Raw genomic sequence first — 11,351 nt, 5'->3', positions numbered from 1 at the left:
GATGGATCCAACCCCTCCGCTGCTATAGTGCAGTCGGCTTCTGACGTTCAGTGCAGCCGTCTTCTGAAAACGACAGCAACCCTGAAAAAAATTCTCAAAAAACCGTTCAGTTAACTGGTTGATGAAATCAGCGTTCAGAACCATACTCTTTCATTCAATTAAATGAACGATTCAGGGTTATCTGATGATTTTTGGGTACTGCCGGATCAGCACCAAAGGGCAAAGTTTTGACCTGCAGGAAGACGCGCTCAAAAACGCCGGTTGTGAACGTGTTTTTAGAGATATCGCTTCCGGCGCAAAAACCAAAAGACCTGGCCTTGATGATTTACTTGGTCAGCTCAGAGCTGGCGACATCATCGTGGTATATAAACTGGACCGGCTCGGACGGTCGTTACAGCATTTGGTGCATTTGATGAACCAATTGACCGAACAGCAGATTGGCCTTCGCAGTCTTAACGACCCAGTGGATACCACCACGCCACAAGGGCGTCTCATCACGAATGTGTTTGCCTCCATCGCTGAATTTGAACGGGATTTGATTAGGGAGCGCACAAAAGCAGGATTGGCTTCGGCTCGGGCACGCGGACGCAACGGAGGGCGACCAGCAGGACTTAGCAAAGACGCCCAAAATGTGGCAATAGCGGCAGAAGCATTATACAAGCAAGGCAGTCTCAGTGCGCAGCAAATTGCCGCACAGCTCAATATCTCCAAGACCACTCTTTATAAATACCTACGACTTCAGGGAGTTGGTATTGGCAGTGTTGGGCTCAGGTGATGCCATGAACTCAGCGAAGCGCGGCATTGCACAGGAAGTTTTGATTGATCTCTACCATCGATTGGAAGGCTTACCGCCGCGCTGTGCTCAGCGACGTGACATCATTGCACAGGCCACAGCCCTCTACGGCATTTCAGAAAGTTCCTTGTACCGACACTTACGCAATTTGTACCAGCCAAAATCCATCCGCCGCAGCGATGCGGGTAAACCCAGAGCCATTCCGCAGGCTGAACTGGAACAGTATTGCGAAATCATTGCGGCGCTGAAGATCCGTACGATGAATAAAAATGGCCGTCATCTTTCAACAGCCAATGCGATTGCACTGCTGGAGCGCACAGGTGTTGGCTCGGATTATGGGTTCATCAAAGTGCCGGTTGGACGATTGAACAAAGCAACCGTCAATCGTTACCTGCAGCAATGGGGTTTTAATCCGAAACAAGTACTCAGAGATACGCCTGCGGTCCGGTTCCAAGCCACATATAGCAATGAATGCTGGCAATTCGATCTAAGCCCATCTGATTTGAAGCATGTGCAGGAACCGCTCTGGTTTGATCCACAAAAAGGCAGGCCGCTGCTGATGCTCTACAGCGTGGTCGATGACCGCAGCGGGGTTTGCTATCAGGAATATCGGAACGTCTATGGCGAGGATACGCCAGCGGCCTTACTGTTTTTGTTCAATGCCATGAGTGCGAAGTCTGACAGCGAGTTTCCATTCCGTGGTATCCCGAAAACCATCTATCTGGATAATGGTCCCATCGCTAAAAGCCGTGTATTTCGCAATGTCATGGTATTTTTGGGCGTTGAGCTGAAAGTCCATGAACCTGCAAGCGCCACTGACAGGCGCAAAACTGCCCGTTCAAAAGGCAAAGTCGAGCGAGCCTTTCGGACAGTCAAAGAATGCCATGAAGTGCTCTATCACCTGCGGGAACCCAAAAATGAGGTCGAAGCCAATGACATGCTGCGGGAATACCTAAAGCAATATAACGACCACTCGCACCGTTTAGAGACTCATTCCCGCATGGAGGACTGGCAACTCAATATTCCGCCTTCTGGTATTCAAAGCATGTGCAGCTGGGAGCGATTTTGTGCATTTGCCAGAGAACCGGAGCAACGTACTGTCGGCATTGATGCCAGGATCAGCGTCGATGGCACCGTTTATGAAATCAGTCCGGAACTTGCCGGTGAACGGGTTGTACTCTGGTGGGGGCTGTTTGACGACGAACTATTTGTTGAACATGAAGGCAAGCGGTACGGAGCATATCTTCCAGTCAGCGGTCCTATTCCTCTCTACCGGTACCGGAAATTTAAAAAGACTCAGGCTGAGAAAAAATTAGATAAATTAGAAACTTTGGCAAAGTCGCTGAGCTTGCGGGATATTGGGGACGAGCAAAATGTGGCCATCCTCAAAACGATGCTTAAAACCGTGAATGTTATTGCGGATAAACCGTTTGCAGACCCTGATCCTTATAACGACCTGAGCTACTCAAGTGTACTCAAAGCAAAGCTCGCCATCGCAGACTATCTCGGTAAGCCACTGGCGCTGTTAAGCCAAACAGATCGGGACTTTATAGAAGCCATTTTGGATGAAACATTGGAAAAATCCGTTGTCATGGCACGACTGAAATCGTACTTCCATCCAAAAGGAGATAGCACTCATGCAACTTGAAGTCATGGAGCACTACGGCATTATTAAGTATTTTCGGGACGCGGACTATTTCGAAACTGAGCACCAGCGGCGGATCTTTAATCAGCTCAAAAAGGTGATCCCTGAGGGGCAGCTGATTGCATTATCCGGTGTAGTCGGCAGCGGTAAAACCACGACATTATCACGACTGCAAGACTTACTGGCGAAAGAGAAAAAAGTCATTGTTGCAAAATCGTTGTCTGTCGAGAAGACAAAGACCAATCTTGGAACGCTGATCACCGCTCTGTTTTATGATGTCAGCGGAGATAAAGACTATCGGGTACCCAAACTCGGCGAGAAGCGGGAACGTGAATTACGCGACTTAATTCAGGATGTCAAAAAGCCAGTGGTGCTGTTAGTGGACGAAGCCCATGATTTGCATCATCGTACGCTGACGGGATTAAAACGGTTGATGGAAGTGATCAGAGACGGTGGTGGCAAACTGTCAATTTTATTAGCCGGTCATCCAAAGCTAAAAAATGACTTAAAAGGCCCAACGATGGAAGAAGTAGGTTATCGGACCATTGTCGTGTCATTAGATGCTATGCAGGGCAACTTGCGCGAGTACGTGTACTGGCTGCTGGACAATTGCACAGATGATAAAACCAAACCCACAGATGTCATCGAGGAACAGGCCATCGACTACCTGGTAGAGCGATTGACGACACCATTGCAAATTGAGCAACACTTATCGCTGGCATTGGAAGAAGGTTTTAATGTGGGTGTGAAACCTATCACGGTTGACGTGTTGGATTTAACCCTGTCCAGACGGATCAATGATATAGAGCCACGTCTTATCCGGCATGGCTACAGCGAAAAAGTACTGGTGGATCAGTTTCATTACAAACCGGCTGAGCTTCGGAAATTTTTTAAAGGTGAGTTGGATGCTAATCGGGTCAAAGAAATTACGCAGGACTTGCGGGAAGCTGGGCTGCCCATTTAAAGGAACTTTATGTCTGAAAAGATACAGTGGCAGCCGATTAGCATGCTGCCTTTACTTGTTCAAATGGTTGAGGAAGTGCACAGCAGTACCCAACAGCAGACCCTCAACCTGGAGAAAGCAAAGGGTAATCCATTTTTGTTTTCGGCCTGTGAGCTAATCAGAACGGAAAGAGCTTACCAGGAACAGCTGGGTTCGCTGAGTTTATTTCAGCAGCAATGTGAGCGGTGGCTTGCAGAAGACATTCAACCTGAAAACGAAGTGATGGTCATGGATACGCTGGAGAGACTGTTAGAAATGGACATTATGACGAAAACCGTACTTACGCAACTCAAGTCATTTGTTGGTACCTAATGTGAGCCTAGCTAGATGAATTCAAGCCCGATGGCACAGCGGCAAATCTCATTGGCACTGATTGTGAGCCGAGCACTTGGCTTATTATCAATTAATCTGAGTCGGGAAAACCGGATGTAATCAAGCTTGCGGGATTATGTTTGCGAGCCACTACAGGTAGCTATTCATTCGTTCAAGAAAATTCAGCAAGCGCAGCAGCAAGGGGGTCAGGAAGGAAGCGGACATGCTCACCCCGGCCATCGCCATCATCAGCCGGGTGTACTGCTCGGGAGACAGGCCGAACGTGGTCATCAGGACGAGGGGCGAGACGCTCACATAGACCAGGATGGCGGTCACGCTGGCGCTGGTCAGCAAGGCGCGCTGCATGAAGGGGGCCATGCCCAGCAGGGCCAGCGGCGATGCTCCCGCAGGCTGGCGGGCGGGGCGGGTCTCCTTGAGCAGTCGCAGGTTGACCAGGGCACTGATGGCGGCCACCAGCGCCATGCCCACGAAGATGCCGCGCCACTCGAAGTGCGACAGGATGAGATAACCGAGTACGGGAGCCAGCACCGGAATGACGCAGATCACGCCATTGATGAGGGAGAGGGCCATCGCGAGGCGCGCCTGGCTCAGCACATCCCGCAGCACGGTGAAGGTCATGATGTAGAGCGCTCCAGCGCCCACCCCTTGCCAGAAACGCCCCAGATAAAACTGGGCGATGCCGGTTGCCTCCGCCGCCACCAGGGAGGCGACCACGAAGATGAGGGCGCCCCCCAGCACCACGGGGCGCCTGCCATGGCGATCCGCCAGCATGCCCCCCGGCAGCACGGTAGCCGCCATGCCCAGCAGATAGATGGAAAAAGCGGTGTGGATCTGCGCCTCGCTCCCCTGCAGGGTTTGCGCAATGCGGGGGACGGCCACCAGATAGAGATCGATCCCGAGGGGATAGAGGATGATCATCAGAAAAGTACACAGCAGAAACATACCCATGAAGGCTCCATAGCAGCAGGTTTCACCATCACAGGTGCGCTGTCAGCGAGATTGACAACTCAATCCTGCAAAAGCAGAGGAAGATGCCGGGCACTATAGAGCGGGCGGCCTGCCGGGGCCTAGTGACGAGATGGCACTCGGTGGATGCCAATCCGGACATCTCCCGCAGGAGAGGTCCGGATTGGCATGCTCATCGACCCGCCCCCTGCCAGGTCGCCCTTGAGGGGTCGGGTCCGAGGTAACGGGCACGCCGCGATGCGACGTGCCCTCAAGGCTCAGCGACGGCGCACCATTACCTGGCCAGTTGCGTCAGGATGGCGTGGGCCGCTTTCACCCTGGCCGGGATAGGATAGTTGCGGTTGGCCAGCATGACGATGCCGATCCCTTTGGCCGGCACGAAGGCCACATAGGCGCCGAAGCCGCTGCTCGAGCCGGTCTTGTTGAAGAGCATCTGGCTCCCCGACTCCCGGGGCGCCGCCGTCGGATTGGCTTCGAGGATCACCTTGGCCGAATTGCCCGCCAGCAATGTCTGCTCGCTGACGGGATAGGCGTAACTCTCCCAACCCAGTCCCTGGGTCATCCCGCCTACCGAGTAGTGCCCTTTGTGGGTCAGGGAGATGGCCTGCTGCAACGCCTTGTCATCAACCCCGCTGATGTTGGCCTTCACAAAGCGCAGCAGATCCGCCGAGCTGGTCTTGATGCCGTAGGCCTCGTCCGCCAGCATGCCGGGGCTGACCCTGATGGGCTTGTCCTCTTTCGAATAGCCATAGGCATAACTCGCCATGGCCTGCTTCGGCACATTGACATAGGTGTGGTGCAGGCCAAGCCCCGGCAGGAGCGTCTGCTCCATCAACTGGGCAAACGGCTGCTTCAGGCTGCTCGCCGCCAGGTGGCCGAACAGCCCTATGCTGGGGTTAGAGTACTGGCGATGGGAACCCGGCGAGTAGGCTGGGGTCCACTGGCGGTAGTAGGCCTGCATCTTCTCGAGCGAATCCACCTCCTCGGGGAATTGCAGCGGCAAGCCGCCCGCGCTGTAGGTAGCCAGCTCCCCCATGGTGATGCTGTCAAAGGCGGATCCCTTGAGCCAGGGGGCGTGCCGGCTCGCCTTGTCATCCAGTTGCATCGCTCCCTTGACCACCGCATAGGCTCCTAGGGTCGCGGTCAGGGGCTTGCTCACGGAGCCTATCTCGAACAGGGTCTGCTCGCTGACACCGACTGCGCGCTCCCGATCGGCCACACCGTAGTTGAAATAGTGGGCCTTGCCATCCTTGAGCACGGCCACCGCCATGCCCGGGATCCTGTGCTCCTTGAGCAGCGGCCGGATGCTGGCATCCACCACGGGGCGCAGGGGATCGATCGGTGAAGTCTCACCTGCATGGGCCAGACCGGCCCACATCAGGGTGGCCACGGCCCCCCACAGGATGGATTGTCGTTGTTGCATTGCATGTCTCCTGACTGTCGTTAGCAAGGTATCGCCATGGCGGCGACTGATGAGCCCAGCATAGCCCCGCAAGGTGTGCTGCCGATGAGGCTCTGTGAAGTCTGTGTGAAGCCGCCCCCTCTTTTGGGTATAGGAAGTATAAACCACCTTTTTGCTCCTCATCCGAAGTATCTTACCTGAAATTCCCTCACTCGTTTACCGCTCAAGCCCCAATTTTAACTGCCGGTCCAGCCTAAACCGCTCTAATAAGGTTCGATTTGGCGGTAAAATCTCTAGCCTGATAGCTCGAGAGATACAAACTGCCCCACCGCCCCGTTTAAAAGTTGGCAGTGTTGAGCAGTGTTGGATTTGGGGTCGTCAGTCAAAGAGACGACTCTGTGATGGATCGAACAGGCTGGGAGTCAGTGGCGGCGCTCGTTCTGGTGGCAGCTCACGCTGCTTGGCGGCATTCGCCTTGGCTGTTTTCTGTTTCAGATGCTTGAGAATCTGCTCAATGACCTTCGGATCTTCGATGCTGGCAATCACTTTGACGTGACCGCCGCAGTGTTCGCAGACTTCAATATCAATATTGAAGACTCGCTTGAGGCGTTGCATCCAGGTCATGGCGCGGTGGCGCTCTGCAGGACTCTTGTCACGCCAGTTAGTATCGAGACCTTCCGATTTGTCGGGCTTCTTGCCCCGCTTGGCGGGTGTTACTTGAACTCGGTGTTTGCTGTTCGGTGCAAAGACGCCGTGGAAGCGTGTGAGGTTGACTCGCGGCTTAGGTACCAACGCAGCGAGTTTGGCGATGAAGTCCAGCGGCTCGAAGATCACATGGGTGGTGCCATTGCGGTACGGAGTTTTGAGCTCGTAACGCACCTGCCCATTGGCGGTTAATGCCAGACGTTTTTCTGAAACCGCTGGCCGACTAATGTAGCGACACAAGCGCTCAAGCTTATCCCGCTGATGCGCTTCGGCCATCACACCGGCGTGTAGCGAGAAACCAGCATGGTTGGCTACTCGACTGCTTGAGTCGGCTTTATCCTCACGCCCTGGCAAGGTTTGCAGGGTGAAGACTTTGCGCCCTTGCTGGGGGCCGACGGCAATGCGATACGTAACCGAAGCACCATGTAATTGAGTCAGCGTATCGTCTTCGCCCTCTTCCAGTGTCAACCACGTATTCTCGGCATCACGCTCCAAAATCCCACGCTTTTCCATGCAGCGAGCGATGCGATGGCTGAGGGTGTGAGCGAGCGTATTCAGCTCATCGTAAGTGGGTGCCTTGACACGATGGAAGCGTTGCTTGCCATAGTCATCTTCGGCATAGACACCATCGAGAAACAGCATGTGGTAGTGGACATTGAGATTTAGCGCGGAGCCAAAGCGTTGGATAAGAGTCACTGAGCCAGTTTGTGCAGAGGCTTTGGTGTAACCGGCTTTTTTGATCAGATGAGTTGAGAGTGTACGATAGACGATACTCAAGACCTGGCCCATCAGCTGGGGATGGCGAGCCAGCAAAAAGCGTAGCTGGAAAGGAAAGCTGAGCACCCACTGGCGAATGGGCTCCTTGGGGAAGACTTCGTCTATCAGCAGCGCCGCACTCTCGGCCATCCGGCGGGCACCGCAGCTAGGGCAAAAGCCGCGTCGTTTACAGCTGAAGGCGACCAGACGCTCGTGATGACAATCCTCGCAGCGAACCCGCATGAAACCATACTCCAGACGGCCACATTGGAGGAGGTCGTTGAATTCTTGTTGGATGTAGCGAGGCAGGTGTTGACCTTGGGCTTCGAGTGAGGCTTTGAAGGCTGGGTAGTGCTGCTCAACCAGCTGGTAGAGCAGCGTCTGGTCGGGTTGGTGGCGTTCGTAACCGTTTGTTTGAGTGGGCGATTGACTCGCCGTGGCGTTCCTTGCCAGCGACATGGGTATCCTCCGCTGATACTGTGGTTATGTACAGTATCAGCGGCTTGCGTTCAGACGTCCAGTCTGGCCCTAGACATCGCTAAATGCTTAACCCGCAATAGCCCTCACGAGTTGTTATCAGCCACTACCGGTTGAGCGAGAAGGTTTTGGGTTCAGGGTGCTATTGCTCCACCAATCACAATACTGAAGCCCCAACTGTTATCAGTTGGGGCTTTTTCTTGTCTGTTTGCGGCGGTTGCGTTTTATCGGTAGTCGTCGAGCTCTGCACCATCCCACATAAGAGCTTAACGGTGCGATCTTCAACGCCATCACACAAAACTTTCTTTTTCACGCACAGTCAACTTATTGGATGTTTTATTAACAACCCAAAAGGAGATATTTAGCGGGCGGCCGGAAGGTGAATGCTAGGCATGATCTAACCCTCGGTCTCTGGCGTCGCGACTGCGAAATTTCGCGAGGGTTTCCGAGAAGGTGATTGCGCTTCGCAGATCTCCAGGCGCGTGGGTGCGGACGTAGTCAGCGCCATTGCCGATCGCGTGAAGTTCCGCCGCAAGGCTCGCTGGACCCAGATCCTTTACAGGAAGGCCAACGGTGGCGCCCAAGAAGGATTTCCGCGACACCGAGACCAATAGCGGAAGCCCCAACGCCGACTTCAGCTTTTGAAGGTTCGACAGCACGTGCAGCGATGTTTCCGGTGCGGGGCTCAAGAAAAATCCCATCCCCGGATCGAGGATGAGCCGGTCGGCAGCGACCCCGCTCCGTCGCAAGGCGGAAACCCGCGCCTCGAAGAACCGCACAATCTCGTCGAGCGCGTCTTCGGGTCGAAGGTGACCGGTGCGGGTGGCGATGCCATCCCGCTGCGCTGAGTGCATAACCACCAGCCTGCAGTCCGCCTCAGCAATATCGGGATAGAGCGCAGGGTCAGGAAATCCTTGGATATCGTTCAGGTAGCCCACGCCGCGCTTGAGCGCATAGCGCTGGGTTTCCGGTTGGAAGCTGTCGATTGAAACACGGTGCATCTGATCGGACAGGGCGTCTAAGAGCGGCGCAATACGTCTGATCTCATCGGCCGGCGATACAGGCCTCGCGTCCGGATGGCTGGCGGCCGGTCCGACATCCACGACGTCTGATCCGACTCGCAGCATTTCGATCGCCGCGGTGACAGCGCCGGCGGGGTCTAGCCGCCGGCTCTCATCGAAGAAGGAGTCCTCGGTGAGATTCAGAATGCCGAACACCGTCACCATGGCGTCGGCCTCCGCAGCGACTTCCACGATGGGGATCGGGCGAGCAAAAAGGCAGCAATTATGAGCCCCATACCTACAAAGCCCCACGCATCAAGCTTTTGCCCATGAAGCAACCAGGCAATGGCTGTAATTATGACGACGCCGAGTCCCGACCAGACTGCATAAGCAACACCGACAGGGATGGATTTCAGAACCAGAGAAAGAAAATAAAATGCGATGCCATAACCGATTATGACAACGGCGGAAGGGGCAAGCTTAGTAAAGCCCTCGCTAGATTTTAATGCGGATGTTGCGATTACTTCGCCAACTATTGCGATAACAAGAAAAAGCCAGCCTTTCATGATATATCTCCCAATTTGTGTAGGGCTTATTATGCACGCTTAAAAATAATAAAAGCAGACTTGACCTGATAGTTTGGCTGTGAGCAATTATGTGCTTAGTGCATCTAACGCCGCCATAAACGGCGACAGGGTGGCGCGCCTATTGCGCATAAAATGGCGAAGCCATGCGCAACAGGCGCGGAATCTCTGGCGTCCGGTTTGATGGCTTTGTTATGCAAAGGACTAGTCTTCAATGACGTGTAAACCACGGCGCTTTAAGTCCTCCAACGAATCCAACATTCCCCTTATTAATTCAACAGGATGCCCCTCCCAGTCTTCAACAACGCCAACAATTCTCAAGGGTTCGCAGGTTCTATAGGACTGTGTTGGATTACCGGGAAATCTTTTGTTCGTAAGATTCGGATCGTCTTCGAACGGTCCTGTTGGCTCAACTATGTATATGTAGCCGCGACCCTCGAGGCCAGACAGTGACATAGCAAGTTCAGCTCCCCAAACTGCTGGCTCCATCAAGGCTGAAAAGTAGATGTGCTTAAGAATACGACCGTCCTCGAAATGAGAGATGAACCCTGTGGTTAGCAAGTCACCAATCGCCAAATTGGCTTTGGTTCCATGATAGAACGGTCCTTGCACCTGCTTGTAATTATCATGAGAGATGGGAATCCAATCTTTTACCATTTTAAGACCCTTAATTGTTGGGATTTGGCTGCATAACGCCTGAAATAAGCCGTGCCGCGAAGCGGCATCGGCTTGATTGAATTGTTAGACGGCAAACTCGAGCCAATACTTGTGCAGGCCAACAATATTAGACGAGCACAGCATGGGCATTGCCGCTTTGATCTTCTCCAGTGACCAATTCCACCACTCCATCTCCAGAAGCAATGAAATTTCCTCATCGGTGAAGCGTTTCTTAATCTTCTTAGCGGGATTGCCGCCAACGATAGCGTAAGGCTCCACATCTTTTGTCACCAACGAGCGGCTGCCTATCACCGCACCGTGCCCGATCTTGATTCCGGGCATGACCATTGCCTCAGAGCCGATCCAAACGTCATTGCCAATGACAGTATTACCTGCTTTTTGGAAGGCATCGAGTGCGCTTGAGAATGCAGGTTCTTCCTGCATATAAAAGAACGGGAAAGATGATGCCCAGTCGTACCGATGCCCCTGATTGCCAGCCATGATAAAGGAAGCCCCACTCCCGATAGAGCAGAAACTACCGATGATCAACTTATCAACGTCATCACGGTCCGGAAACAGATACCGTGCGCAGTCATCGAATGAGTGCCCATGATAGTAGCCAGAGTAATAGCTGTACCGCCCAACTTTGATATTGGGGTTCTTCACTTGCTCAGAAAGCAGCTTGCCTTTGAAGGGGCTATCAAAGTAGTTGGTCATAAGAGATCCCGCGGTCTGTGACTTTGCCGTCTAACGTTTGAAATAAGGGGCGCCGAGCGCCAGCGAGGGGAGCCAAAAGCTTGCTTTTGGCCGTCCCGACTTGATTGAAGGGTTGGGCGATTTTGCCATTAGATTTTTTATAAATTTAGTGTGTTTAGAATGGTGATCGCATTTTTCTTGGCTTTTATGCTTGATGTTAAATTCGACCCCAAGTTTCCTGTAAGTGCGGACACAAAAACCTGTCTCTTGATCAGATCTTGATCCCCTGCGCCATCAGATCCTTGGCGGCAAGAAAGCCATCCAGTTTACTTT

At 53.3% G+C, this 11,351-nt stretch carries 10 protein-coding genes and 1 pseudogene; 4 read left to right on the top strand and 7 right to left on the bottom strand.

All coding sequences use genetic code 11. The features are described from left to right. Positions 1-184 precede the first annotated feature (184 nt). From OKC27_RS21655 to OKC27_RS21640, 4 genes are read left to right on the top strand one after another with little or no spacing between them, the layout of a single operon-like run. Entirely contained in the window at positions 185-775 is a 591-nt protein-coding gene (locus OKC27_RS21655) for a recombinase family protein (protein ID WP_011790473.1), read from the top strand. 25 nt (positions 776-800) lie between these two features. Further along, positions 801-2,441 (top strand): DDE-type integrase/transposase/recombinase, encoded by a 1,641-nt coding sequence (locus OKC27_RS21650; protein ID WP_167313644.1) that lies wholly within the window; start codon positions 801-803, stop codon positions 2,439-2,441. Beyond that, positions 2,431-3,402, top strand: coding sequence for an ExeA family protein (locus OKC27_RS21645; RefSeq protein ID WP_011790475.1), 972 nt, complete (start codon positions 2,431-2,433; stop codon positions 3,400-3,402). The genes OKC27_RS21650 and OKC27_RS21645 overlap by 11 nt, the downstream gene beginning before the upstream one ends. Before the next feature lie 9 nt (positions 3,403-3,411). Then, positions 3,412-3,753 carry a hypothetical protein gene (locus OKC27_RS21640; protein WP_011918360.1) on the top strand — a complete coding sequence of 114 codons (342 nt, stop codon included), beginning with the start codon at positions 3,412-3,414 and terminating at the stop codon, positions 3,751-3,753. A 183-nt stretch (positions 3,754-3,936) separates the two neighbouring features. Here OKC27_RS21640 and OKC27_RS21635 read toward each other — a convergent pair. From OKC27_RS21635 to OKC27_RS21605, 7 genes and pseudogenes are all read right to left on the bottom strand, one after another. Beyond that, positions 3,937-4,722 (bottom strand): annotated as a pseudogene (locus OKC27_RS21635) (MFS transporter); the annotation flags it as partial. Positions 4,723-5,014: 292 nt separating this feature from the next. Further along, positions 5,015-6,163 (bottom strand): CMY-1/MOX family class C beta-lactamase, encoded by a 1,149-nt coding sequence (gene blaMOX, locus OKC27_RS21630; protein ID WP_257749372.1) that lies wholly within the window; start codon positions 6,161-6,163, stop codon positions 5,015-5,017. 357 nt (positions 6,164-6,520) lie between these two features. Next, positions 6,521-8,062, bottom strand: coding sequence for an IS91-like element ISCR1 family transposase (locus OKC27_RS21625; RefSeq protein ID WP_000050481.1), 1,542 nt, complete (start codon positions 8,060-8,062; stop codon positions 6,521-6,523). A gap of 404 nt (positions 8,063-8,466) precedes the next feature. Continuing rightward, positions 8,467-9,306, bottom strand: a complete 840-nt coding sequence (gene sul1 / locus OKC27_RS21620) for a sulfonamide-resistant dihydropteroate synthase Sul1 (protein ID WP_000259031.1) — start codon at positions 9,304-9,306, stop codon at positions 8,467-8,469. After that, on the bottom strand, positions 9,300-9,647 hold the full coding sequence (locus tag OKC27_RS21615) for a quaternary ammonium compound efflux SMR transporter QacE delta 1 (protein WP_000679427.1): 348 nt from the start codon (positions 9,645-9,647) through the stop codon (positions 9,300-9,302). The genes sul1 and OKC27_RS21615 overlap by 7 nt, the downstream gene beginning before the upstream one ends. 222 nt (positions 9,648-9,869) lie before the next feature. After that, positions 9,870-10,322 carry an NAD(+)--rifampin ADP-ribosyltransferase Arr-3 gene (locus OKC27_RS21610; RefSeq protein ID WP_001749986.1) on the bottom strand — a complete coding sequence of 151 codons (453 nt, stop codon included), beginning with the start codon at positions 10,320-10,322 and terminating at the stop codon, positions 9,870-9,872. A gap of 84 nt (positions 10,323-10,406) precedes the next feature. Beyond that, positions 10,407-11,039, bottom strand: coding sequence for a type B-3 chloramphenicol O-acetyltransferase CatB3 (locus tag OKC27_RS21605; RefSeq protein ID WP_000186237.1), 633 nt, complete (start codon positions 11,037-11,039; stop codon positions 10,407-10,409). Between the last annotated feature and the right edge of the window lie 312 nt (positions 11,040-11,351).

This window comes from Aeromonas sp. QDB62 (assembly GCF_027705695.1).
GTDB classification, from domain to species: Bacteria; Pseudomonadota; Gammaproteobacteria; order Enterobacterales; family Aeromonadaceae; genus Aeromonas; species Aeromonas allosaccharophila.
The sequence above is the reverse complement of the archived record's forward strand: the minus strand, read 5'-3'. Positions and strand labels throughout refer to the sequence as shown.

Excerpts from the sequence above, each read along its gene's own strand:
- OKC27_RS21645 (WP_011790475.1), top strand. The coding sequence starts at position 2,431 with ATGCAACTTGAAGTCATGGAGCACTACGGCATTATTAAGTATTTTCGG.
- OKC27_RS21625 (WP_000050481.1), bottom strand. The coding sequence starts at position 8,062 with ATGTCGCTGGCAAGGAACGCCACGGCGAGTCAATCGCCCACTCAAACA.
- sul1 (WP_000259031.1), bottom strand. The coding sequence starts at position 9,306 with ATGGTGACGGTGTTCGGCATTCTGAATCTCACCGAGGACTCCTTCTTC.
- OKC27_RS21640 (WP_011918360.1), top strand. The coding sequence starts at position 3,412 with ATGTCTGAAAAGATACAGTGGCAGCCGATTAGCATGCTGCCTTTACTT.
- OKC27_RS21605 (WP_000186237.1), bottom strand. The coding sequence starts at position 11,039 with ATGACCAACTACTTTGATAGCCCCTTCAAAGGCAAGCTGCTTTCTGAG.
- OKC27_RS21610 (WP_001749986.1), bottom strand. The coding sequence starts at position 10,322 with ATGGTAAAAGATTGGATTCCCATCTCTCATGATAATTACAAGCAGGTG.
- blaMOX (WP_257749372.1), bottom strand. The coding sequence starts at position 6,163 with ATGCAACAACGACAATCCATCCTGTGGGGGGCCGTGGCCACCCTGATG.
- OKC27_RS21655 (WP_011790473.1), top strand. The coding sequence starts at position 185 with ATGATTTTTGGGTACTGCCGGATCAGCACCAAAGGGCAAAGTTTTGAC.
- OKC27_RS21615 (WP_000679427.1), bottom strand. The coding sequence starts at position 9,647 with ATGAAAGGCTGGCTTTTTCTTGTTATCGCAATAGTTGGCGAAGTAATC.